Annotated in this window: 21 protein-coding genes and 1 rRNA gene; 14 read left to right on the top strand and 8 right to left on the bottom strand. The window is 71.8% G+C overall.

Annotation, left to right across the window (positions count from 1 at the left end; all coding sequences use genetic code 11):
- Positions 1 to 139 precede the first annotated feature (139 nt).
- Positions 140 to 1,195, bottom strand: coding sequence for a phosphotransferase family protein (locus DPM19_RS03770; RefSeq protein WP_325050192.1), 1,056 nt, complete (start codon positions 1,193 to 1,195; stop codon positions 140 to 142).
- A 109-nt stretch (positions 1,196 to 1,304) separates the two neighbouring features.
- On the opposite strand from DPM19_RS03770, the gene DPM19_RS03765 reads away from it, so the two are divergent.
- The 6 genes from DPM19_RS03765 to DPM19_RS03740 all read left to right on the top strand — a co-directional run bounded on the left by DPM19_RS03765 (position 1,305) and on the right by DPM19_RS03740 (position 7,079).
- Complete coding sequence (locus DPM19_RS03765; RefSeq protein WP_111863404.1) at positions 1,305 to 2,597, top strand: acyl-CoA dehydrogenase family protein; 1,293 nt, start codon at positions 1,305 to 1,307, stop codon at positions 2,595 to 2,597.
- A 30-nt stretch (positions 2,598 to 2,627) separates the two neighbouring features.
- Positions 2,628 to 3,260: a helix-turn-helix domain-containing protein gene (locus DPM19_RS03760; RefSeq protein ID WP_111863403.1), complete on the top strand. Its 633-nt coding sequence runs from the start codon at positions 2,628 to 2,630 to the stop codon at positions 3,258 to 3,260.
- A 51-nt stretch (positions 3,261 to 3,311) separates the two neighbouring features.
- Complete coding sequence (locus DPM19_RS03755; RefSeq protein ID WP_111863402.1) at positions 3,312 to 3,674, top strand: VOC family protein; 363 nt, start codon at positions 3,312 to 3,314, stop codon at positions 3,672 to 3,674.
- Positions 3,675 to 3,981: 307 nt separating this feature from the next.
- The gene (locus tag DPM19_RS03750; RefSeq protein ID WP_233509839.1) at positions 3,982 to 5,370 is read left to right on the top strand and encodes a hypothetical protein; all 1,389 of its coding nucleotides are present in this window, start codon (positions 3,982 to 3,984) and stop codon (positions 5,368 to 5,370) included.
- Entirely contained in the window at positions 5,367 to 6,506 is a 1,140-nt protein-coding gene (locus DPM19_RS03745) for an ARPP-2 domain-containing protein (protein ID WP_111863400.1), read from the top strand. The genes DPM19_RS03750 and DPM19_RS03745 overlap by 4 nt, the downstream gene beginning before the upstream one ends.
- 42 nt (positions 6,507 to 6,548) lie before the next feature.
- Positions 6,549 to 7,079 carry an HAD domain-containing protein gene (locus tag DPM19_RS03740; protein WP_111863399.1) on the top strand — a complete coding sequence of 177 codons (531 nt, stop codon included), beginning with the start codon at positions 6,549 to 6,551 and terminating at the stop codon, positions 7,077 to 7,079.
- Positions 7,080 to 7,087: 8 nt separating this feature from the next.
- Here DPM19_RS03740 and DPM19_RS03735 read toward each other — a convergent pair whose 3' ends face one another.
- Positions 7,088 to 7,729 carry an NUDIX hydrolase gene (locus DPM19_RS03735; protein WP_233509838.1) on the bottom strand — a complete coding sequence of 214 codons (642 nt, stop codon included), beginning with the start codon at positions 7,727 to 7,729 and terminating at the stop codon, positions 7,088 to 7,090.
- A complete protein-coding gene (locus tag DPM19_RS03730; protein WP_111863397.1) occupies positions 7,726 to 8,547 on the bottom strand; it encodes a helix-turn-helix domain-containing protein in 822 nt (273 codons plus the stop codon). Before DPM19_RS03730 ends, DPM19_RS03735 begins: the two co-directional genes overlap by 4 nt.
- A gap of 87 nt (positions 8,548 to 8,634) precedes the next feature.
- Between DPM19_RS03730 and DPM19_RS03725 the strand changes: the two genes are divergently transcribed.
- A complete protein-coding gene (locus DPM19_RS03725) occupies positions 8,635 to 9,219 on the top strand; it encodes a TIGR03086 family metal-binding protein (RefSeq protein ID WP_111863396.1) in 585 nt (194 codons plus the stop codon).
- 22 nt (positions 9,220 to 9,241) lie between these two features.
- Complete coding sequence (gltX, locus tag DPM19_RS03720) at positions 9,242 to 10,642, top strand: glutamate--tRNA ligase (RefSeq protein WP_111863395.1); 1,401 nt, start codon at positions 9,242 to 9,244, stop codon at positions 10,640 to 10,642.
- A gap of 72 nt (positions 10,643 to 10,714) precedes the next feature.
- Here the strand turns inward: gltX and DPM19_RS03715 are convergent, their stop codons facing one another.
- Positions 10,715 to 11,377: a response regulator gene (locus DPM19_RS03715; protein ID WP_111863394.1), complete on the bottom strand. Its 663-nt coding sequence runs from the start codon at positions 11,375 to 11,377 to the stop codon at positions 10,715 to 10,717.
- Positions 11,377 to 15,519: a HAMP domain-containing protein gene (locus DPM19_RS03710; protein WP_111863393.1), complete on the bottom strand. Its 4,143-nt coding sequence runs from the start codon at positions 15,517 to 15,519 to the stop codon at positions 11,377 to 11,379. The genes DPM19_RS03715 and DPM19_RS03710 overlap by 1 nt, the downstream gene beginning before the upstream one ends.
- A gap of 124 nt (positions 15,520 to 15,643) precedes the next feature.
- On the opposite strand from DPM19_RS03710, the gene DPM19_RS03705 reads away from it, so the two are divergent.
- From DPM19_RS03705 to DPM19_RS03695, 3 genes are read left to right on the top strand one after another with little or no spacing between them, the layout of a single operon-like run.
- Complete coding sequence (locus DPM19_RS03705) at positions 15,644 to 17,797, top strand: SpoIIE family protein phosphatase (protein WP_233509836.1); 2,154 nt, start codon at positions 15,644 to 15,646, stop codon at positions 17,795 to 17,797.
- 57 nt (positions 17,798 to 17,854) lie between these two features.
- On the top strand, positions 17,855 to 18,166 hold the full coding sequence (locus tag DPM19_RS03700) for an STAS domain-containing protein (protein WP_233509835.1): 312 nt from the start codon (positions 17,855 to 17,857) through the stop codon (positions 18,164 to 18,166).
- A gap of 4 nt (positions 18,167 to 18,170) precedes the next feature.
- Positions 18,171 to 18,539, top strand: a complete 369-nt coding sequence (locus tag DPM19_RS03695; RefSeq protein WP_111863391.1) for an ATP-binding protein — start codon at positions 18,171 to 18,173, stop codon at positions 18,537 to 18,539.
- A 94-nt stretch (positions 18,540 to 18,633) separates the two neighbouring features.
- Here the strand turns inward: DPM19_RS03695 and DPM19_RS03690 are convergent, their stop codons facing one another.
- Together DPM19_RS03690 and DPM19_RS03685 are read right to left on the bottom strand one after the other, a co-directional pair.
- Positions 18,634 to 19,983 carry a class II 3-deoxy-7-phosphoheptulonate synthase gene (locus tag DPM19_RS03690; protein WP_111863390.1) on the bottom strand — a complete coding sequence of 450 codons (1,350 nt, stop codon included), beginning with the start codon at positions 19,981 to 19,983 and terminating at the stop codon, positions 18,634 to 18,636.
- Between the two features lie 92 nt (positions 19,984 to 20,075).
- Positions 20,076 to 21,029, bottom strand: coding sequence for a sigma-70 family RNA polymerase sigma factor (locus DPM19_RS03685; protein WP_111863389.1), 954 nt, complete (start codon positions 21,027 to 21,029; stop codon positions 20,076 to 20,078).
- Positions 21,030 to 21,160: 131 nt separating this feature from the next.
- Here DPM19_RS03685 and DPM19_RS03680 point away from each other — a divergent pair, with 131 nt between their 5' ends.
- The gene (locus DPM19_RS03680) at positions 21,161 to 21,514 is read left to right on the top strand and encodes a thioredoxin family protein (RefSeq protein ID WP_111863388.1); all 354 of its coding nucleotides are present in this window, start codon (positions 21,161 to 21,163) and stop codon (positions 21,512 to 21,514) included.
- A gap of 7 nt (positions 21,515 to 21,521) precedes the next feature.
- A complete protein-coding gene (locus DPM19_RS03675; RefSeq protein WP_111863387.1) occupies positions 21,522 to 22,349 on the top strand; it encodes a putative RNA methyltransferase in 828 nt (275 codons plus the stop codon).
- Here DPM19_RS03675 and DPM19_RS03670 read toward each other — a convergent pair.
- A complete protein-coding gene (locus DPM19_RS03670; protein WP_111863386.1) occupies positions 22,263 to 23,021 on the bottom strand; it encodes a hypothetical protein in 759 nt (252 codons plus the stop codon). The genes DPM19_RS03675 and DPM19_RS03670 overlap by 87 nt on opposite strands.
- Positions 23,022 to 23,615: 594 nt before the next feature.
- Between DPM19_RS03670 and DPM19_RS03665 the strand changes: the two genes are divergently transcribed.
- Positions 23,616 to 23,723, top strand: a 16S ribosomal RNA gene (locus DPM19_RS03665); the annotation flags it as partial.

Genomic DNA, 23,723 nt, shown 5'->3' with positions numbered 1-23,723 from the left:
GCTCCTACCAGGACCCGTCGTCCCGGCGCTCTTGCAGCGCCCACCCGCACCTCCGTCGCCGTACGGGGCCCGGGGGCGGGCGCTCCGTCGCGCCGGAAGCCTAACCGAAAACCCGGTAAATAATTTAGCTAAGGCTAACCTAAGCTTTGATGAGGGTGCGGGCCCGCCCGAACAGTCCGAGCGTGACGGAGTGCAGCAGGTCGCCGGTCTCCTTGGGCGCCTTGCCCGCGCAGGCCCGGGCGTGCGTGCCTTCCAGCACGATGCCGAGCTTGAAGCAGGCCATGACCGTGTACCAGGTGATCGACGCCAGGTCCCGCCCCGCGGTCGCCGCGGGGCGTTCGGCGTAGCGGGCGATCAGTTCGTCGGTGGTCGGCAGGCCGCCCGCCAGCCCCAGCGGCCCGGCGATGGCGGCGCTGTCGTCGTCGCCCGGCCAGGTGGCCAGCAGCCAGCCCAGGTCCAGCAGCGGGTCGCCGATCGTGCACATCTCCCAGTCCACGATCGCGGCCACCCGGGGGGCGTCGTGGGCGAACATCAGGTTGGCCAGGTGGTAGTCGCCGTGCATGATGCCCGGTCGCCAGGTGGTGGGCCGGTTGGCCTCCAGCCAGCCGGCCACCTCCGCCAGCCCGGGGATCTCCGGGCCGGGGTAGCCCTCCAGTGCGCCGTAGGACTCCAGTTCGGCCGTCCACCGGCCGACCTGCCGCTCCAGGAAGCCCGCCGGGCGGCCGAAGTCCGCCAGTCCCACCGCCTCGTGGTCGACCGCGGCGAGGGCCGACAGCGCCGCCGCCGCGTCGAGCCCCATCCGGTGCCGTAGCGCCGCGTCACTCGCGAACGGCTCGGGCAGCGCGACGGTGGCGTTGAAGCCGTCGACCGGCGTCATCAGGTAGAAGACCGCGCCGTTCATGACGTTCTCGTCCGGGCAGGCCGCGATCAGCCGGGGCGCGGGAACGTCGCCGCCGTCCAGCGCGGCGAGCACCCGGGCCTCCCGGCGCAGCACCTCGTTCGTCCTGGACCGCAGGTGCCGGGGGCCGCGGCGCAGCACGTACGCCCGGCCGCCCCGGGTGAAACGGAGCAGGATGTTCTGCGTTCCGCCGCCGAGTTGCACCGCCTCCTCGATGGGCCCGCCGGGCAGCCCCTGGGCGTCCATCCAGTCCGCGAGCACGGCGAAGTCCACGAGGGCGGGGTCGATGTCGGCCACGGCTCACTCCGGTTCCAAGGTCGCCTACGGGGATCGGAGGGTAACATTGATGCACTTGCATTACTTCCTGAGGAGAGGCGATTATCAGGGCGAGGTGAGAGGAGCCCCCATGGCATGGGATTTCGAGACCGACCCCGAGTACCAGGAACGGCTCGACTGGGCCGACGAGTTCGTCCGTACCGAGGTCGAGCCGCTGGACCTGGTGCTCGGTGACCCCTACGACAAGGCCGACCCCCGCTACATCAAGATCGTCCGGCCGTTGCAGCAGCAGGTGCGGGAGCGCGGGCTGTGGGCCTGCCACCTGGGTCCCGAACTCGGCGGCGCCGGCTACGGCCAGGTCAAACTGGCGCTGCTGAACGAGATCCTCGGCCGTTCCCGGTGGGCGCCGTCGGTCTTCGGCTGCCAGGCCCCCGACTCCGGGAACGCCGAGATCATCGCCCACTTCGGCACCGAGGAGCAGAAGAAGAAGTACCTGCGCCCGCTGCTCGACGGCGAGATCTCCTCCAGCTACTCGATGACCGAGCCGCACGGCGGCTCCGACCCCACCCTGTTCACCACCCGGGCGGTGCGCGACGGCGACGGCTGGGTGATCAACGGTGAGAAGTGGTTCTCCTCCAACGCCAAGCACGCCGAGTTCCTCATCGTGATGGTGGTGACCAACCCCGACGTCAGCGCCTACCAGGGCATGTCGATGTTCCTCGTGCCCGCCGACACCCCCGGGGTGACCATCGTCCGCAATGTGGGCGTCGGCGGCGAGCGCGAGGGCTCGCACGGCTACCTGCGCTACGAGGACGTCCGGGTACCGGCCGAGAGCCTGCTCGGCGAGGAGGGCGGCGCGTTCGCCATCGCGCAGACCCGGCTCGGCGGTGGCCGCATCCACCACGCGATGCGTACGATCGCCCAGGTGCGCAAGGCGTTCGACATGATGTGCGAGCGGGCGGTGTCCCGGCAGACCCGGTCCGGCCCGCTGGCGCGCCTCCAGATGACCCAGGAGAAGATCGCCGACAGCTGGATCGAGATGGAGCAGTTCCGGCTGCTGGTGCTGCGCACCGCCTGGCTGATCGACAAGCACCAGGACTACAAGAAGGTCCGCAAGGACATCGCCGCGGTCAAGGCCGCCCTGCCCAAGGTGTTCCACGACGTCGTCCAGCGGGCGATGCACCTGCATGGCGCGCTCGGCGTCTCCGGCGAGATGCCCTTCACCGGCATGCTGCTGGGCGCCCAGGCGCTGGGCATCGCCGACGGGCCCACCGAGGTCCACAAGATCACGCTGGCCCGGCAGCTGCTCAAGGACTACGAGCCGGTCGAGGGGATGTGGCCGTCCGGCCACCTGCCCACCCGCCGTGCCGCCGCCCGCGAGCGCTACGCCGAGCTGCTGGAGCTCGAGGTCGGCAACACCTGACCCGGGCGGAAGGACAGGTGAGCGACCCCCGTGAGTGACACCAGGGTCCGGCTGCTGGAGGCCGCGGAGCGGCTGTTCGCCGAACGCGGCCTCGACGCCGTCAGCCTGCGCGAGATCAACCAGGCCGCGGGGGCGCGCAACGCCATCGCCGTCCAGTACCACTTCAAGGACCGGGCCGGGGTGATCCGCGCGATCCTGGCCAAGCACCTGCCGGACGTGGACGCCCGGCGGCACGCGCTGCTGGACGCCTACGAGGCGGCGGGCGAGCCGGACATCCGGCAGCTCGCCGCCGCCCTGGTGCGCCCGGCGGCGGCCAAGCTCGCCGACCCGTCCGGCGGGCCGGAGTTCCTGCAGATCTGGGCGGGGCTGCTCAACCGCCCCGCCCCCGTGGTCCCACCCGAGGACCCGGTCGACAGCATCCACCGCTGGCGCGCCCTGGTCGAACCGCTGCTGGAGGCCGACGCCGCCCGGCTGCACCGGCGGTTCGCCGCCATCCTGTACGCCGCGATCGAGCTGGCCCGCCGTGCCCGCTCCGGCCCGCGCGCCGACGACCGCCTGTTCACCAGCCATCTGATCGACATGGTCACCGCGATCCTGGCCGCCCCCGTCTCGGCGGAGACCCGCCGCCTGGCCGCCGAACGCGACGCGGCCCGGTCCCGCTGACGGTCGCAAACGTCCAAGACCGCGCCCGGCCCGCCGCGGCATGCTCGCCGCATGAGCGAACAGACCAGGCGCACGATGTACCCCCTGCTGCGGTACGAGGACCCGGAGAAGGCGATCGGCTGGCTGGAGAAGGCCTTCGGCCTCACCCCGCACAGCGTCCACCGCGACGACGACGGGACGATCGCCCATGCCGAGATGATCTACGACACCGGCATCCTGATGCTCGGCGGCGCCGACATGGAGGTGGGAAGCATCTACATCGCGGTGGACGATCCCGACGCCCACCACGACCGGGCCAAAGCCGCCGGCGCCGAGATCATCCGGGAACTGACCGACCAGCCGTACGGCTCGCGCGACTACGCCTGCCGCGACCTGGAGGGCAACACCTGGTACTTCGGCACCTACCGCCCCTGACCCGCACCGGGCCCGCCCCCGTGCCCGGGCGGCCGGTTCCGTCCGGGACGCCGGCACGGGTGCGGGCTCGCGCCGGATGTACCACCCGGTGGAGATCCGTACATGTCCGACCCGCCGAAAAACCGGGGGACCGGGGTGCGGGCCCGGTGTTACCGTGCCGGGGCCGGCCGCGGGACTTCGGTGCGACTTCCGGAACCCGCCTTTACAGCGATGATTCGCAGCTCGCGCCCCCATTCCCCGGCCGGCCCCACCACCTCGCAGGGAGGGCCCGATCGAGACCCACGCCGACCTCGTCGCCGCCGAGGACGTGCTGCTGTTCGTCAACGCCGCGATCACCGCCACCGGCCAGCGCGAGTTCCACTCCACCGCCCGCGAGCAGCGCCTCTCCCTGGACTTCCTGCACGCCTACCTGCTGGGCAACTACCGGGACCTGTACGCGGCGACGCTGGCCCTCGACATCAACGACCACAACGCGGCCCTGATGGTCCGCAACCTCCTGGCCACCGCGGCCGAGGCCACCGCGGCGCAGCGCCGGACCGAAGGCCGGCTGATCGCCCGCCGGCTGGACCTGCTGCCGCCGCAGCGCGTCTACCGGCTGTTCGGCGAACTGCGCCGGGCCCGGACCAACAACCGGCGCACCCGCGCGATCATGCGCGACTGGCTGGCCGCCCGCCCCGACCCGGCCCTGGACGCGGTCAAGTACCGGGGTGCCCTCAAGCGCGCGGCCCGGCACGCCCACCTCCCCCTGGACGGGGAACTGGGCGCGTTCCTCTTCCGCTCCCACCGCAAGGCCGTCCGGTTCGACACCCCGCTGCTGGACAGCTGGCGCCGGGCGCACTACGACACGACCGCGATCTACGACCTTCCCTACACCGTCGCGGAGGGCTTCGCCGCCGCGCACCGCATCGACCGCGCCGCCTTCCTGGAGCGGATCGAGCCCCGGCTGACCCGGCTGGAACGGCTCCGCCTGCAGGAGTCCGCGGCCCGGCTGAAGGCGGGCGCCGTCGCGGCCGACCTGACCCGGATGCCGCTGACCCGGCTGGCCTCCTACACGCTGGGCCTGTCACTCGACGACCGCGCCGCCCGCCGGGCCGAGCTGACCGGCGCGCTGCGCGCCGCCGCCCGCCGCGCCGCCGGCGACCAGGCCGGCCGCTGGGGGAGGGTCGTCGCCGTACTCGACGACAGCTTCTCCGCCTACGGCTCCGGGCACAAGCGCCGCCGCCCGCTCGCGGTCGCGCTGGCCGCGCACCACCTGCTGGAGGTGCTGGCCGCCGACTACGCGCCGCTGTGGCTGTCGGGCCGGTCGGACGCGCTGCTGCTCCACCCCCACGGCCCCACCCCGCTGGGCGACCGGATCCTGGCCGGTCTGGAGCGTGCCCCCGACCGTCTCGTCATCGTCTCCGACGGCCGGGACAACGCCCCGCCCGGCCTGGCCGCGGAGGTGCTGCGCATCTGGCGCACCCGGCTCGACCCGGACCGGCGGGTCAGCGTCGTCCACCTCAACCCGGTGTACGACGCCGCCGGCTTCGACGTCCGGCGGCTGGCGCCGACCGTGCCGACCGCCGGCATCCGCGACGCCGAGGACCTGCCCGCGCTGGTCGAACTCGCCCAGTTCGCCGAGGGCCGCACCGGCCTGGCCGAACTGCGCGCCCACCTGTCTCGGCGGATCGACCGTTTCCTGGGGGAGGCTGCGTGAGCATCGACCTGACCGGCCTCACGGCCCGGCCGTCCCAGGTCTGGGGCGGGGTGCGGCTGGTGCCGCTGGTGCGCGATGAGCCGGTTCCCGGGCTGCGGCTGGCCCCGGAGACCTACGACGAGGGTCTGGGCGTGGTCCAGGTCGGGCCGCGCGCCGCCTACGTCTCCTACATCCCGCACGCCTTCGTGCTGAACTTCGGCGCCGGGCCCGAGGCCGTGTACGGCACCCATCTCGACCAGCCCGGCGAGTCCCGCCCGCCCGGCCGCGCCCGGCTCAGGTTCCACCGCCGGATGGCCCGCCGCGTCGACAAGGACCGGCTGCGCTTCCTGCCGCTGCACCTGGCGCTGGAGGGCTACCTGGCACTGCACTTCGGCGGTCCCGCGACGCGCTGGCAGGAGTGGTCCGACCGGGCGATCCGCAACGGGCTGTCCCCGCGCTGCGAGGAGAGCTACACCGGGGCCGCCGTCCAGGGGCTGGACGAGGCGCTACGGGTCTTCGAGATCCACCCCGGCCAGTGCGGGGTGCTGGTCTACGCCGCCGACGCCCTCGCCACCGCCTTCGTCGTCCCGCACCCCGACGACTACCGGGTCCTGCACGACACGCTCCTGCTCGACCTGTTCGGCGAGCTGATCTACCACTACGCGCTGCTGAGCGCGCCGGTGCCGGCGTTCGGCGCGCGGATCGACGACGCCGGGGTGCGCACCCTCGCGGACCTGCGCGCCCGGGCGGCCGCCCAGACCGCCGCCTGGACGGACTTCCACGACGGCGTGATGTCCCGCGGCCTGCTGGCGGGCGAGTACACCCACCAGCACGTCCACGAGGTGGGGGAGTTCCGGCTGAGCCGGTTCCTGCCGTCGTTCGCCCGCGGCCGCGAGAACCACCTTGGCGAGATCGTCACCGACGGGGCCGGACGGGCCGCCTACCTGAAGACCTACCGGCTGTCGGAGCAGCAGGTCCGGCGCGGCCACCTGCTCGCCGCGCTGGCCCGCAACGACTGGCACGTCGAGGACACCGCCGCCGAGCTGGGCACCGACGCCGCCCAGCTCGGCCTGCGCCTCGAACGCGCCGGATTCGGGTCCCTGATCCGCCAGGACGTGATGGACGGTTACCGCGCCCGGGTCCGGCGCGGGCGGTAAAAAGACATTCCACCCGGGACGGTTCCGGCATACGGTCCAGATATGAACACGGGGCCGGTGATCTTGATCGATGTCGACGGGGTGCTGAACCCGTTCACCCGACCGAACCGGAGCTACCGGCGGCACCGCGTGTCGCCCGACGGGGTCACGTTCAAGCTGTGGCTGAACGCGGCGCACGGCCGGATGCTCCTGGAACTGGCCGAAGAGACCGGAGCGGAGCTGGCCTGGGGCAGCTACTGGTGCGACAGCGCCAACGAGTGGATCGCGCCCAGGATCGGCCTGCCCGACCCCCTGCCGCACGTCCCCATCCCGCGCTTCCCGGGCGAGGTGGCGGGCGGCACGCTGGGCGCCTGGAAGGCCCGCCACGTCGCCGACTGGGCGGCCGGCCGGCCGTTCGTCTGGTTCGAGGACGAGCCCGACGTCGCCGAGCGCCTGACGGACCTCCTGCACGTCGGCCCGCACCTGCTGGTGTCGGTCAACCCCCTCAAGGGCCTGCTCGAAGGCCACCTCGACCGGGCCCGCGCCTGGCTGACGGCTCTTCGGGCCGACCCCTCAGAGTCCGGCGCGTCCTAGCGTCCCGCTCATCGCCTGGTCCAGTCCGGCTGCAGGAAGTGGGCGACCCGGGTGTGCCGGCCGAACAGGGCGACCTCGCGGAACTGCCACAGCATCGCCCCGGTGGGGGCGTGGATCACCATCCGCTCGGCCAGCCGGAGCTGGAGCAGCCGCCCGCCGTCGAGCTGCGGCACCCAGCGCACCAGGTCATCGTCATCGGCCATCAGCCGGCCCAGCCCGACGTAATGCACCGAATGCACCTCGTCGGGGCTGTGCTCCACCGGCCCCGGATCGTCGGGTGCGATCACGATCGGGGTGATCACGAACCCGGACGAGGCCGGGAAGTCGTCGAGCCGGCCCAGCACGTCCGACGGATCCACCCGCAGCCCGAGCTCCTCGTGCAGCTCGCGCAGCGCGGCCTGCTCGGGCCCCTCGCCGTCGTCGAGCCGCCCGCCGGGCAGCCCCCACTGGCCGGGGTTCCGGCCGCGGTACGCGCGCTTGATCACGATCACGCTGAGGTTCCCGGGTCCCCGCTCCACCACGCACAGCACCACCGCGGCCCGGCGGCCGCCGGGGGAGTCGGGGATCGTGACGGGCTCGAACTCCGCGAATCTGGCGGCGACGGCCGTGCGGAAGGCGGTCAAACTCGCCAAGGGGCCGGATGCGTTCACGAACCGACTTTATCGGCGCAGTCGCGGGCATACCGGGTGGGGGACACGCCCACCGTGGCGGTGAACTCCCGCACGAAGTGCGCCTGGTCGGAAAACCCCAGCTCGGCGGCCAGCGCCGGCCAGTCGAGCTCCCGGCCCCGGGCCACCCGGTCGGCCGCCTCGTGCATCCGGTACCGGCGGATCACCCACTTGGGCCCCACCCCGACGTACTCGCCGAACAACCGCTGCAACCACCGGACGCCCACCCCCAGCTCGGCGGCGAGCCCGTCCACCCGGACGATCGACGGGTCGGCGCCGATCTCCGCCACGATCGCGGCCACCTCGTCGACCATCGGATCGGGCTCCGGCCGCCGGGTGCGCAGGAAGTCCTCCAGCAGCAGGACGGCCGTGTCGGTGTCCTCGGTGGCGAGGATCGCGTCGCCCGCCGCGCGCCCCTCCGGGCCGAACAGGTCGGGGACGGGCACGAAACGATCGGTCAGATCGGACACCGGCCCGCCGAGGAACGGCCGGAAACCGCCCGGCCGGAAACGCATCCCGACCACCCGGCCGCGTTCCTCGATCGTCTCGGTGAACACCCCGCGCACCACGCCCGCGACGTGCGCCCGCCCGCCGGTGGTGAACGTCAGGTGCACCGCCGGATGGGTCAGCACCTGCTGCCGGTGCGGCTCCTGCCCGACGAGATCCCAGTTCAGGATCCAGATGTTTTCCACGAACGGCGCCAGGTCGGCCGCGGGCTCCCGGCGGGACAGGCGGAACCGCTCCAGCCCCCGCTGCGGGCGCAGGATGCCGCGCGTGCTCCCCAGCGTCCCCTCGGCCATGTGACCAGTGTCGCATTTGTTCAAGACGGTCCGGAAGTGATCGTCCTACGTTGGACGTCCGACCCGATGAGCAGGAGGAACGCACCGATGGAACTGCGGCCGATGATGACCCCGGCGGCGGAGGCCGTACTGGAGGTCGTGGCGGGAGTCGATTCCGACCGGATGGGCGGCCGCACGCCCTGCGCCGACTACGACGTCCGGGCACTGATCAACCACCTGATCCACTGGACGGGGACCCGAGCCGAGGCCGCCGCGCGCAAGGGCCCCTACCCCGACGGACCCGAGGAGGGCCACGACCACACCGCCGAACCCGGCTGGGCCGCCCGCTACGCCGAGCAGGTCCGCGCCGCCGTGCGCGCCTGGGACGACCCCGCGGCGTGGACCGGCGAGACGAACCTCAGCGGCGGGGACGTCACCATGCCCGCCCGGTTCACCGCCGGGATGCTGTTCGCCGAGTGGCTGCTGCACGGCTGGGACCTGGCCGTGGCCACCGGCCAGAAGCTCTCCCTCGACGACGAGACGGCCCGGGCCCTGCGGCAGGAGGTCGCCGGGATGGCGGAGATGGGCCGGGAGTACGAGATCTTCGGCCCGGAGGTCCCGGTGCCCGCCGGCGCGCCCCCGCTCGACCGGGCGCTGGGCCTGGCCGGGCGCGACCCGGCGTGGCGGCCCTGATCGGCCCACTACGCTGGGGGCCATGTCTGCCACGTCTTCGATCCGTGTTCGTTTCGCGCCCTCGCCGACCGGCATGTTCCACGTCGGCGGTGCCCGGTCCGCCCTGTTCAACTGGGTCATGGCCCGGCAGTCCGGCGGCGCGCTCGTCCTGCGGATCGAGGACACCGACACCTCCCGTAACCGCCCCGAGTGGACCGAGGGGATCATCCGGGCGCTGGCCTGGCTCGGCATGGACGGCGACGAGTACGAGGGCCCGTACTTCCAGTCCGCCGGGGCGGCCCAGCACGCCGAGGCGCTGCGCACCCTGATGGACCAGGGGCGGGCCTACTACTGCGACTGCACCCGCGACGACGTCATCGCCCGCACCGGCGACCAGCACAAGGGCTACGACGGGTTCTGCCGCGACCGCGGGCTCGGCCCCGGCCCGGGCCGGGCCGTGCGGTTCCGCACCCCCGACGAGGGCCAGACCACCGTGGTCGACCTGATCCGCGGCAACCCCGTGTTCGAGAACGCCGTACTGGAGGACTTCGTCGTCGCCCGTGCGGACGGGTCGGTGACGTTCCTGCTGGCCAACGCCGTCGACGACATCCAGCAGCGGATCACCCACGTGGTCCGCGGCGAGGAGCACCTGTCCAACGCCCCCAAGCAGCAGCTGCTGTGGACGGCGCTGGGCGCCGAACCGCCCGTCTGGGCGCACGTCCCGGTGATCGTCAACGAGAAGCGGCAGAAGCTGTCCAAGCGCCGCGACAAGGTCGCCCTGGAGGACTACCGGGCCGAGGGCTACCTGCCCGAGGCCATGCGCAACTACCTCATGTTGCTGGGCTGGGCGCCCTCCGGGGACCGCGAGATCGTCCCCTGGAAGGACATCGAGGCCGAGTTCCGGATCGAGGACGTCAACTCCTCACCCGCGTTCTTCGACGTCAAGAAGCTGCGCGCGATCAACGGCGAGTACGTCCGGGCGCTGCCGGTCGAGCGGTTCGCTGCGGAGTGCCGGCCCTGGCTCGACCCGGCCCGCGCCCCGTGGGACTCCTACGACCCGGCCGTGTTCGAGCGGCTCGCCTCGCTGGCCCAGACCCGGGTGGCGGTGCTGGCGGAGATCGTGGAGATGGTCGACTTCGCCTTCCTGCCTGAGCCGCCCTTCGACGAGGCCGCCTGGAACAAGGGCATGAAGGGCCCCGCCGCCGAACTGCTCGCCGGTGCCGAGGACGCCTACCGCGACGCGCCCTGGACGGCCGAGGAGCTCAAGACCCGGCTGGAGGCGGTCGGCACCGCACACGGCCTCAAGCTCGGCAAGGCCCAGGCGCCCGTCCGGGTCGCGGTGACCGGCCGCACCGTCGGGCTGCCCCTGTTCGAGTCGCTGGAGATCCTGGGCCGCGAGACCACCCTCGCCCGCATCGCCGCCGCCCGCACCCGCCTGGGCTGACGAGGGAGCGGAGTGGACCGCGAGGGACGAGTGGTCCGCGTAGCGAGTGAGGAGGGCCGGGCGGTGTCCGGGTCAGTGGCCCGGGGTGCGCAGCCCCGCCAGCCGGGTCCGCAACGCCTCGACCCGGGCGCCCAACTCGGCGACGGCGGGCCGTAGCGGCTCCGGCGCCTGGTCGGACACCACCGCGACCTGTTCCTCGACGGTCTCCACCCGCTGGGTCAGCTCCACCAGCAGCGGCTCGTCCAGCGGCTCCTCGGCGTCGTCGGACAGCCGGGTGCGCAGCAGCGCGGCCTGTTCCCGCAGCAGCGTCGCCTGCTCGCGCAGCTGCCGGTTCTTGTTGTACAGCTCCACGAACACCGACACCTTGGCGCGCAGCACCCACGGGTCGAACGGTTTGGCGATGAAGTCGACGGCGCCTGCCGCATAGCCGCGGAACGCGTAGTCGGGGTCGCTGTCCACGGCCGTCAGGAAGATGATCGGTATGTCGCGGGTCTTCTTGCGGCGCTTGATGTCGCGCGCCGTCTCGAAACCGTCCATGCCCGGCATGACGACATCGAGCAGGATCACCGCGTACTCGTCGGTCAGCAGCGCCTTCAGCGCCTCCTCACCGGACCGGGACCGGATCAGCTCCTGGTCGAGCGAGCTGAGAATGGCCTCCAGCGCGATGAGGTTCTCCTCGCGGTCGTCCACGAGCAGGATTCTCGCCTTGTCCACTCTGAACTCTCCTGATCGCATCAGCGGGTTACGGCACGCCGCAACCAGGTTCGCATGACCTCCAGCAGATGATCCACGTCCACGGGCTTGGGTACGTAGTCCGAAGCGCCGGAGGCCAGGCTCTTCTCCCGGTCGCCCTTCATCACCTTGGCCGTGATCACGATGATCGGGAGATCGGTGAACTGTGGCATCCCGCGGATGACCTCGGTGGTGGCGTAACCGTCCAAGCCTGGCATCATCACGTCCATCAGTACCAGGGCCACATCGGGGTGGCGTTGCAGCAGGTCGATTCCGGCCTGGCCGTCCTCGGCGTACAACACTTCCATCCCGTAGCCCTCCAGCACGCTGGTGAGGGCGAAGACGTTGCGGACGTCGTCGTCGACCACCAGTACCTTGCGGCCGGACAGCACCGCGTCCAGGTACTCGGCGGGCGGCTCCTCGACCATCTCGACCGGCGTGTCGACGCTCACCGGAGCCGGCGGCCGGGGCTCGGGGACGGTCTCGGACGGCTCCTCGGCCCAGGACTGCTCCTGCGGCCCGTCGTCGTAGAGCGTGGGCAGGAACAGCGTGAAGACGCTGCCCTCACCCGGCCTGCTCGCGGCATGGATCTCGCCGCGCAGCAGATGAGCGATGTTCCGGCTGATCGACAACCCCAGCCCGGTGCCCCCGTACCGCCGGCTGGTGGTGCCGTCGGCCTGCTGGAACGCCTCGAAGATCAGTTGTAGCTTGTCCTCGCTGATGCCGATCCCCGTGTCGATCACCCGGAAGGCGACCACCTCGGGCGCGGCACGCAACGTTCGGGCGGCGAACTGCTCGTCGTCCCTCGCCCGGCCGATGGACAGCCGGACCGAGCCCTCGGAGGTGAACTTGACCGCGTTGGACAGCAGGTTGCGCAGCACCTGCTGGAGCCGCTGCCCGTCGGTGTACACCATCCCCGGCACGTCGTCGGCCACCTCCACACCGAACTCCAGCCCCTGATCGACCGCCATTGGCCGGAAGGTCGCGTCGACGTAGTCGACGAGTTTGGCCAGGGCCAGCCGCTGCGGGTGGACCTCCATCTTCCCGGCTTCGACCTTCGTCAGGTCGAGGATGTCGTTGATCAACTGGAGCAGGTCGGTTCCCGAGTCGTGGATCGTCCTGGCGAACTCGACCTGCTTGTCGGTGAGGTTGCCGCCGGGGTTCTCCGACAGCAGCTTGGCCAGTACCAGCAGGCTGTTCAGCGGAGTGCGCAGCTCGTGCGACATGTTGGCCAGGAACTCGGACTTGTAGCGCGAGGACATGGCCAGCTGCTCGGCCCGGTCCTCCAGGGTCCGCCGGGCCTGCTCGATCTGGAAGTTCTGGATCTCGATGGCGCGGTTCTGCTTGGCCAGCAGCGCGGCCTTCTCCTCCAATTCGGCGTTGGAGCGGCGCAGCTCGGCCTGCTGGCGCTGCAGCTCGTCGGAACGTTCCTGCAGCTCCTGGGCCAGCCGCTGCGACTCGCCCAGCAGCGACTCGGTCCGGGTGTTGGCGATGATCGCGTTGATCGTCACGCCCAGGTTCTCGGCGAACTGGTCGAAGAACGCCATGTGCACCTTGCTGAAGGCGGTGAAGCCGGCCAGCTCGATCGCGCCCAGGACCTCGCCCTCGAACACGATCGGTAGCACGACGATGTTCGTCGGCGCCGCCGAGCCCAGCCCGGTCCCGATTTTGACGTAGTCGCCCGGCGCGTCGGTGATGGTGATCGGCCGCCGCTCGATCGCGGACTGCCCGATCAGCCCCTCGCCGAGCGCGAACGACTTCGACCCGATCGTGTCCCGGCGCACGCCGTACCCCGCGATGAGCGTCAGCGTCGGGCCGTCCTCGCCCGGACGGGCCAGGTAGAAGGCGCCGTACTGGGCCGACACGGTCGGGGTCAGCTCGCTCATGATGAGCCCGGCGACCTGCATCGGGTCGCGGTGTCCCTGCATGAGCCCGCCGATCCGGGCCAGGTTGGTCTTGAGCCAGTCCTGCTCCTCGTTGGCCCGGGTGGTCTCGCGCAGGTTGGCGACCATCAGGTTGACGTTGTCCTTGAGCTCGGCCACCTCGCCCCGGGCCTCGACCGTGATCGACCGGGTCAGGTCGCCCTGGGCCACCCCGCTGGCCACCTCGGCGATCGCCCGGACCTGCGTGGTCAGGTTGGAGGCCAGCTCGTTCACGCTCTGGGTCAGCCGCTTCCAGGTGCCCGAGACGCCCTCGACCTCGGCCTGCCCGCCCAGCCGGCCCTCGCTGCCCACCTCGCGGGCCACCCGGGTCACCTCGGAGGAGAACGAGGACAGCGTGTCGACCATCGTGTTGATGGTGGTCTTCAGCTCCAGGATCTCGCCGCGGGCGTCCACGTCGATCTTCTTGGTCAGGTCGCCGTGCGCCACCGCGGTGGTGACCTGGGCGATGTTGCGGACCTGGGCGGTGAGGTTGCTCGCCATCGAGTCGACGCTGTCGGTCAGGTCGCGCCACACCCCGCGCACACCGCGGACCTGCGCCTGGCCGCCCAGCTGGCCTTCGGTGCCGACTTCGCGGGCGACGCGGGTGACCTCGTCGGCGAACGCCGAAAGCTGGTCCACCATCGCGTTCAAGGTGTCCTTGAGCTGGAGGATCTCGCCCTGTGCGTCAACGGTGATCTTCTTGGTGAGGTCGCCCTGCGCCACCGCGGTGGTGACCTGGGCGATGTTGCGGACCTGGGCGGTGAGGTTGTTCGCCATCCCGTTGACGTTGTCGGTCAGGTCGCGCCACACCCCGCTGACCCCGTGCACCTGCGCCTGCCCGCCCAGGCGGCCTTCGGTGCCGACTTCGCGGGCGACGCGGGTGACCTCGTCGGCGAACGCCGACAGCTGGTCCACCATCGTGTTCAGGGTGTCCTTGAGCTGGAGGATCTCGCCCTGTGCGTCGACGGTGATCTTCTTGCTCAGGTCGCCCTGCGCCACCGCGGTGGCGACCTGGGCGATGTTGCGGACCTGGTAGGTCAGGTTGGAGGCCATCCCGTTGACGTTGTCGGTCAGGTCGCGCCACACCCCGCTGACGTTCTGCACCTGCGCCTGGCCGCCCAGCTGGCCTTCGGTGCCGACTTCGCGGGCGACGCGGGTGACCTCGTCGGCGAACGCCGACAGCTGGTCGACCATCGTGTTCATCGCCAGCTTCAGATCGAGGATCTCGCCCTGCGCGTCAACGGTGATCTTCCGGCTCAGGTCCCCGGCCACCACCGCGTTCGCCACCTGCGAGATGTTGCGCACCTGGGTGGTCAGGTTGGAGGCCATCCCGTTGACGTTGTCGGTCAGGTCCTTCCACACCCCGCTGACCCCGCGCACGTTGGCCTGCCCGCCCAGACGGCCCTCGGTGCCGACCTCGCGGGCGACGCGGGTGACCTCGTCGGCGAACGCCGACAGCTGGTCGACCATCGTGTTCACGGTGAGCTTGAGCTCCTGCAGCTCGCCCGTGGCCTCCACGGTGACCTGGCGGGTGAGGTCGCCCTGGGCCACCGCGGTCGTCACCACGGCGATGTCGCGCACCTGGGCGGTCAGCCGGCTGGCCATCACGTTCACCGCACTGGTCACGTCCCGCCAGCGCCCGGACATGCCGCGGAGCGGCGCCTGCCCGCCGAGCCGGCCCTCGGTGCCGACCTCGCGGGCCACCTGGGTGACCTCCCAGGTGAACTGGTCGAGCTGCTCCACCATCTGGTTCACCGACCGGCCCATGCGCAGCAGTTCCCCGCGCATCGGCCGCCCGCCGACCCGCAGCTCGACCCGCTGGCTGAGGTCGCCCGCGGCCACCGCCTCCACGACCCGGCCCATCCCGGTCACCAGGTCCGTCAGCTTGTCGATGACCGCGTTGGTGTCGTTGACCGCCGACGCCCAGGAGCCCTTGAGCGTCCCGGGGGCCAGCCGCTCGCGCACATGGCCCTCGCGGCCGATCTCCCTGCGCACCTCGGAGATCCCGCCGGCGAGGTGGGCACCGTTCTCCCGGATCTCGTCCAGCAGGGCGGCGGCCTCCGCGACCGCGCCCTCCGCGGAGATCTCCTGGGGACGGAAGTTCCCGTCCCGGACCGCCGCGAGCGCGTCCAGCAGCGGCTTCAGGTCCGCGTCGCTGTAACGCGGCGTGGTGTCGCGCCGCGAGTTCGACCCGACCCGCGAACGGGAGGCGGTTCGAGGCATAGGCTTTCCTCCTGGCCCACGATCTGTGCGCCCGGAACGACGGACACGCCTGTGGGCCGCACAATGAGCAGTCTGTCACGATGGATGAGTTCCGTATCCCCTCTTCGAGCCCAGGGAGCCCGCGTTGGAGCGGCAGACGGTGGAGCAGACCGACTCCGGGCCGCCGCAGGACGGCACCCGGCCGGCGGGCCCGCTGACGGCGTCCGCCCACTTCCCCTCTTCCGCCGGCTCGGTGGCCGAGGCACGCCGCTACGTGCGCGAGGTGCTGACCGACTGGCAGGTGCCCGAACTCGCCGACGACGCGGTGCTGGCCACCAGCGAACTGGCCACCAACGCGGTCGCCTACGCCGGGACCGCGTTCGAGGTCCGCTGCCGGCTGGAGGACGACGACCTGCAGATCGAAGTCTGCGACCACCACCCGCTGCGCCGCCCCGCCATGCCCGGCCTCGAGGCGTCCGGCGGGCGGGGCCTGCCGTCGGTGGCCCGGCTCGCCACCGCCTGGGGGGTGAACTACGACCGGACGACCAAGGGCATCTGGTTCCGCCTCTCCCGGGGGGCCACCGGCCCCGCGCCGCTCCCGGTCGACTTCACCGTCTCCGCCGCCCCGCCGGTGGAGGCGCGGCGGTCCCGTGCCGACATGGCCGTGGACGCCGTGGCGGGCACCGTCGACGCCGTCCGCGACCTGCTGTCGGCCGACGGCGCGGCCGTGCTGCTGGCCGAGCGCGACGGCCGGCTCACCCTGGAGGCGTCCGCCGGGCTGCCCGCCGACGTCCCGACGACCCAGCTGACCATGGGCGGCGCCGGAGACATCGGCGGTACCCCCTGGGTGTGGCGGGACGGGGCCGACCGGCCGCTCGCCACGGCGATGCGCGCCGGCTCCCTGGTCGGCGCCCCGCTCCAGGCCCAGGGACGGCTCATCGGGCTGCTCGTCGCGACGGCCGCCGAACCCGGCAGGTTCGAGGAGTCCGACGGCTCCCGGATCGCCCGGATCGCCGATGAGATGGCGCTCACCCTGGAACGTGCCCGCCTCGGCGAGCTCGAGCGGTCCTGGCGGGGCTGGCTGAGCTTCGTCGCCGAGGCCAGCGACCTGCTCGCCGGCACCCTCGACCAGGAGCGCACCATGGCGCTCGTGGCCCAACTCGTGGTACCCAGGCTGGCCACCTGGTGCGCCGTCTACACCGTGGACGACACCGGGACCGCCGGCCCCTCCTATGTCTGGCACACCGACGAGAACAAGTCGGACGGCCTGCGCGGGTTGCTCGACCACCTGCCGCCCGGCCCGCCGATCGAGGTACCCGGCCCCTGGCCCGCCTGGAGCGCGGCACCGGAGTCCGCCCGGGAGACGGCCGGCCCGATCGCCGACGACACCGTCTACGGGTTCCCGATGGTCGCCCGGGGCCGCCGGATCGGCATGATCGTCATTGGCCGGCCGGCCGGCGACCACTTCCCCCGCGGCGCGCTCGACCTGGCCGAGGAGCTGAGCCGGCGGGCCGCGCTGGCCGTCGACAACGCCCGCCTCTACTCCGCCCAGACGGCGATGAGCCAGGCGCTGCAACGCAGCCTGCTGCCTCCCGACATCCCCGCCATCCCGGGGCTGGAGGTGGCCGTGGTGTACGAACCCGCGGGCGAGGGCAGCGAGGTCGGCGGCGACTTCTACGACGTCTTCAGCTGCGCCCCCGACCCGACCACCGGCCGGCCCACCTGGCGCTTCGCGATAGGCGACGTGTGCGGCACCGGGCCGGCCGCCGCGGCCGTCACCGGGCTGGCCCGGCAGGCGATGCGCATCCTCGCCGCCGAGGGCATGCGCGTACCGGCCGTGCTGGCCAGGCTGAACGCGCTCATCCTCGGCGAGGGCGCCCGCAGCCGGCTGCTGACCCTGCTGCACGGCGAGATCACCCCCCGGCCCGGCGCCGACGGGATGCGGATCGCGATGGTCAGCGCCGGCCATCCGCCCCCGCTGGTGCTCGACCCCGACGGCCGGGTGCGGGAGGTCGGCACGCCCCAACCCCTGCTGGGGGTGTTCGACGAGGTCGACTTCACCGCCGACACCATCGAACTGCACCGGGGACAGGTCCTGCTGTGCGTCACCGACGGGGTGACCGAGCGGCGGGCCGGCAACCGGCTGCTCGGCGACGCCCAAGGGCTGGAACGGCTCCTCGCCGAGTGCGCCGGGCTGAGCGCCGGGGCGGTCGCCGCGCACATCCAGCGGGCCGTCCGCGACTACGGCCCCGAGCCCTCCGGCGACGACGTGGCACTGATCGTGTTGCGCGTCTCCTGAGCCGTGCGATCGCGCCTCGGGCGAAACATGTTCTAGGGTGGCGGTGTGGGGCTTGCCTTGCATACGACACAACAGGACGGCCGCGCGACGGTTGCCGCGCGCGGTTCCATCGACCTGCACTCCTCGGAGGAGCTGCGCGAACGGCTCACCGAACTGGTCGATGCGGGCAACAAGGTGATCGTGGTCGACCTCACCGCCGTCGACTTCTGTGACTCCTCCGGGCTGAACGTCCTGGTCCGCGCCTACAAGCACGCCAGGGCGCAGAGCGCGACGTTCACCGTGACGGGAGCCTACGGCAGGGTGGAGAACGTTCTGCGGACCACTGGTCTCGACAAGTTCCTGATCGGAGACCCGGCCGCCGACGGATGAGGCCATGACTCAGACCACGCTCCGTGCCGCCCCCAAAACGGAGGCGGTCGAATACGCGCGCCGAGCCGCCACCCGGGCGATGCGCACCTGGGCGCTGCTGGAACGCGAGGAGCAGGTCACCGCCATCGTGGCCGAACTGGTCGCCAACGCCGTCCGCCACGCCGGGACCACACTGGAACTGCGGCTGTCCCACCAGGATGGACGGGTCCGGATCGAAGTCCGTGACCGGGCCGCCCGGCTGCCCCGGCTGATCGTTCCCGGCCCGATGGACGAGGCCCACCGAGGCCTGCTGATCGTCGACGAGTACGCCGAGAACTGGGGCGCCGAGCCGGTACCGGGCGGCAAGGTCGTCTGGGCCGAAGTGACCGTCTGAGCCGAAGGCGCGGAGCGGCCGTGCGGTCCGGGCAGCGACCGAGCGAGCCGAGGGCGGTGGCGGGCACCGCCTGAACCGGGCGGGGGAACGTCCCTCAGCGCGTCTCGCGGTACATCTCCGCCACCATGAACGCCAGGTCCAGCGACTGGCTCCGGTTGAGCCGGGGGTCGCAGGCCGTCTCGTAACGCTGGTGCAGGTCGTCCTCGACGATCTCGTGGCCGCCGCCCACACACTCGGTCACGTCGTCGCCGGTGAACTCGATGTGGATGCCGCCCGGATGGGTGCCCAGCGCCCGGTGCACCTCGAAGAACCCGGCGACCTCGTCGAGGACGTCGTCGAACCGCCGGGTCTTGTGGCCACTCGGTGCCTCGAAGGTGTTGCCGTGCATCGGATCACAGACCCACGCCACCGGTGCGCCGCTCTGGGAGACCTTCTCGACCAGCGGCGGCAGCCCGTCCCGGATGCGCCCGGCCCCCATCCGGGTGATGAACGTCAGCCGGCCCGGCTCGCGGTCGGGGTTCAGCCGGTCGATCAGCGCCAGCGCGTCGTCGGGAGAGGTCGTCGGGCCCAGCTTGACCCCGATCGGGTTGCGGATCTGCCGCAGGAACTCCACGTGCGCGCCGTCGAGGTCACGGGTGCGCTCGCCGATCCACACCATGTGCGCCGAGACGTCGTAGGGCAGGCCCGTACGGGCGTCGATGCGGGTCAGCGCCCGCTCGTACTCCAGGATCAATGCCTCGTGGCTGGAGTAGAACTCCACCCCGTGGAACTCCTCGGGGTCGATCTTGCAGGCCGCCATGAACGACAGCGCCCGGTCGATCTCTCCGGCCAGCCGCTCGTAGCGCTGCCCGGCGGGGCTGCCCGCCACGAAGTCCTGGTTCCATGCGTGTGCCTGACGCAGGTCCGCGTACCCACCCGTGGTGAAGGCCCGGCACAGGTTCAGCGTGACCGCCGAGCAGTGGTAGGCCCGGACCAGCCGGCTCGGGTCGTTCCGCCGCGCCTGCGGGGTGAACTCCAGGCCGTTGACGGCGTCGCCGCGGTAGGCGGGCAACGCCACCCCGTCGCGGGTCTCGGTCGGCTTGGAGCGCGGTTTGGCGAACTGCCCGCCCATCCGGCCGATCTTCACCACCGGCACGCTCGCGGCGTAGGTGAGCACCACCGCCATCTGCAGCAGCGTCTTGAGCTTGTTGCGGACCGCGTCGGCGGACGCGCCCGAGAAGGTCTCGGCGCAGTCACCGCCCTGGAGGACGAAGGCCTCGCCACGGGCCACCGCGGCCAGCCGTTCCTTGAGCTGGTCGCACTCGCCGGCGAAGACCAGCGGCGGCAACCCGGCCAGTTCCGCGGTGGCGGACCGGACCTCCTCCGGGTCATCCCACTGCGGCTGCTGCAGGGCGGGCCGGGTACGCCAGGAATCGAGATCGAACGTGCTCTGTTCGGTGCTCACACGACCCAAGGCTAAGCCACCTTGGCGGAGTGCCAAACCCCCGCCCGCACCGTGGTGGCGACGTGCCCGCCCGCCGAAGGCGACCGGACAGGTCAGGCCGCCACGGCGCGGCCGGGCCGCTCCTCCTCGGCCGCCAGCTGCCGTAGCCGGCGCAGCGACCGGTCGGTGATCTGGCGGACCCGGTTGTGGCTGAGCCCGTACCGCGCCCCGATCTGCGCGTACGACAGCGGTTGGCCGTCGTCGAGGCCGAACCGGGCGCGCACGATCGCCGCCTCCCGGGCCGACAGCTGGGAGAGCAGCCGGGTCAGGCCCACGAGATCGTCCAGGGCCAGGATCTCGGCCTCCGGAGTGACGCCCTCGGGGTCCTCCAGCAGATCGCCCATCGCCGTCTCGCCCGCGTCGTCGACGGTCGCGTCCAGGCTCGCGGGGTCGCGCCGCCACCGCAGCAACTCGGTGACATGGGCCGGGGTGACGCTCAGTGCCGCCGCCAGCTCGTCCCGGGTGGGCTCGCGCCCCAGCTCACGGCCGAGCGAGCGCTCGGCCCGCCGCAGCCGCGACAGCTCCTCCTCCACGTGCACCGGCAACCTGATGGTGCGGGCCGTGTGGCTCAGCCCGCGCCCGATCGCCTGCCGGATCCACCAGGTCGCGTAGGTGGAGAACTTGAAGCCGCGGCGGTAGTCGAACTTCTCCACCGCGCGCATCAACCCCAGGTTGCCCTCCTGGATCAGATCAATCAGCGGAAGCGCGTCGGTCGGGTACTTGCGGGCGATGGAGACCACCAGCCGCAGGTTCGCCTCGACGAAGCGTTGCTTGGCGCGCAATCCGGCGTCGACGACCGCCTGAAGCTCCTCCGGCGACGTGCCCCCGGGGAACGGCCCCTCTTCGAGCAGGTGCTCGGCGTACAGGCCTCCCTCGATCGCCTTCGCCAGGTCGACCTCCTGCTGGGCGTCCAGCAGGGGTGTGCGTCCGATCGCGTCGAGATATGCTCCGACCAGGTCCTTGTCGGGGGTCTCGACCTTGGTGCCCTTGGCACGGGTTGCAGCCATCCTGACCCTTCTTCGGTGCGATCTCCCTGACCTGACAACGTTGATTACCGCTCCGTGATTCCCACTGGGGAATACCGGGGAAGCACTTCACCGCTCTACCGCCTGATACCCCCATACGAGGAGCTTCTGACATGGCGACGGTCACGCTCACCGAGAAGACCTTTGACGCGGTGGCGCAGGGCGAGGGAATCGTCCTGGTCGACTTCTGGGCCACCTGGTGCCCCCCGTGCCGGCGCTTCGGCCCGGTCTTCGAGAAGTCGTCCGAGACGCACCCCGACATCGTCTTCGGCAAGATCGACACGGATGCCGAGCAGGGGCTGGCGCAGCGGTTCGACGTGCGGTCCATCCCCACGGTGATGGCCATCCGCGACGGAGTGATCGTCTACTCCGAGGCGCGCGCCCTGTCCCCGCGCGCCCTGGAGAGCGTGATCGAGCGGGTGCGCGAGCTGGACATGGAAGACGTCCGCAAGAGGCTGCCGTCCTGACCGTCCCGTGCTGAATGACATCGTCGACCTCCTGCGCTGCCCGGTGTGCCAGGCGGGCCTCTCGGCGGCTCCCGGGATGCTGCGCTGCCCCGCCGGGCACGCGTTCGACGTGGCCCGGCAGGGTTACGTGAACCTGCTGCCCGGGCATGTCCGGCCGGGCACCGCCGACACGGCCGACATGGTGCGGGCCCGCGCGGAGTTCCTTGGTGCCGGCCGGTTCGGCGCCCTCACCGACCTGCTCGCGGACCGGGTCGGCGGTGGATGCGTGGTGGACGCGGGAGCGGGCACCGGCCACCACCTGGCGGCCGTGCTCGGGAAGGCCGCAGACGTCACGGGCGTGGCGCTGGACGTCTCCAAGCACGCGATGCGCCGGGCCGCCCGCGCCCACCCCCGGATCGGTGCGGTGGTGGCGGACCTGTGGCGGCCGCTGCCGTTGCGCGACGCCGCGGCGGACGCGGTACTGAACGTGTTCGCGCCGCGCAACGCCGCCGAGTTCCACCGCGTGCTGCGGCCCGGCGGGACGCTGTACGTGGTGACCCCGACGGCCCGGCACCTCGGCCCGCTGGTCGAGGCGCTCGGGCTGTTGACGGTGGATCCACGCAAGGCAGACCGGGTCGGCGAGGCACTGGCCGGCCGGTTCCGCCGGGAGGACGGGGAGATCCGGGAGGACGAGCTCGTGCTGCCCCATCCGGAGGTGCTGACCCTGGTGGGGATGGGGCCGAGCGCCCATCACATCCCGGGCGCGGAACTACGAGAGCGCGTGGCCCGGCTGCCGGACCCCGTCACCGTCCCGGTGTCGTTCGAGCTCGTGGTGTACCGCGCGATGCCGGGGTAGCGTCCGCCGGGCCAGCCGCAACACCACCTGCGGAACGTCCCCGTGGTGCAGGCGGTCCCGTGGCGGGCCGCCGTCCACGGCGTAGGCGAAGGACGCCGAGACGGCATGGATCGAGGCCGTGAGCAGCACGCGCTGCAACGCCTGGCCCGCCCGCAGCCACTGGGCGGGGGAGTCGCCTCCGGTGACCAGCACGGCGGTCGCCGGATCCTGGGGCGCGAACCGGAGCGCGGCACCCTCGAGCCGGGCCGCCTCGGCGAGCTCGGTCAGAACGGTTCGTGGCGGGGGAACGCCGGCTGCGGGGAGGGCGGGGAACGGCCGTAGCGTCGCCGCGTACATCAGGCGCTCGCTGCGGCAGACACGATGCCGGCCCGACAGCCGGGCCGTGGCCAGCAGGGCGGGGCGGGACGGGTCGGGCAGCAGGCGGAACACCGGCTGCCGGCCGAGCTGGGCGGCGGCCAGCCGCAGGTTGGTCAGCGCGGCACCGCAGCTCAGGTGCACCTCCCTGGCCCTCGGGTCACGCCGGGGACGGAACCGGGCGGGGTCGGCGACGATTTCGATCAGGCCGGGAGCCGGTTGGAAGCGCCAGGCATGGGTGTCGTGGATGGTCGGGCCGATGGTCGCCGCGATGACGAGACGTTCCGCGGAGCCACGGGGGCCGACGTGTGCGGTCATGCTGCCGTCCCTTCCCCGGCCGGTGGCGTGGCCTGGGAGAGCGCCGGACCGGAGTCCGGAACGTGCCGAGGGTGGGCGGAACCGTACCGCATGGGACGGATCGCCATGGGAGAAGTTGCGCCAGGGCCCGGTTTAGGTGATCCGAGGATGGGGTACGATGATGAACCTGCCCACACGGGATGCAGGACGCCGCAAGGTGGCCGGCCCGAGGGCGATCCCGAGGAGCCCCAGTGAGAGTTACTGGTGGGTGTCTCGGGGCCCGCGAAGCCCGTCAAAAAGATCTTGAAGAAGATGAGTTTGACGCCAGGGTAGAGTGGGGTAAGCTTGAAGGGTTGCCCCGGAGGGGATGCCGCGGAAGCGGCTACCGGCTGGGTGTGTCTGTTGCTTGAGAACTCAACAGCGTGTTAAAAGCCAGTGCCTTTCGGCCTCCCATGTTGTGGGGGGTCACCCCGTTGCTCTGGGTCTGTAGGATCTGGGGTGGGGATTTCTTTGAGGCAATGCGCAGCCCTTCTTTTTGTGGGGGGTTGTGTTTGCTGGGTTTGGATTTTCCGAGGTTTGGCGCGCCTGCCTGCTTTGTGGGTGTGTCGTGTGGCCTTGATGGAGAGTTTGATCCTGGCTCAGGACGAACGCTGGCGGCGTGCTTAACACATGCAAGTCGAGCGGAAAGGCCCTTCGGGGTACTCGAGCGGCGAACGGGTGAGT

Source organism: Actinomadura craniellae (assembly GCF_003289645.1).
GTDB lineage: Bacteria > Actinomycetota > Actinomycetes > Streptosporangiales > Streptosporangiaceae > Actinomadura_D > Actinomadura_D craniellae.
The sequence above is the reverse complement of the archived record's forward strand: the minus strand, read 5'-3'. Positions and strand labels throughout refer to the sequence as shown.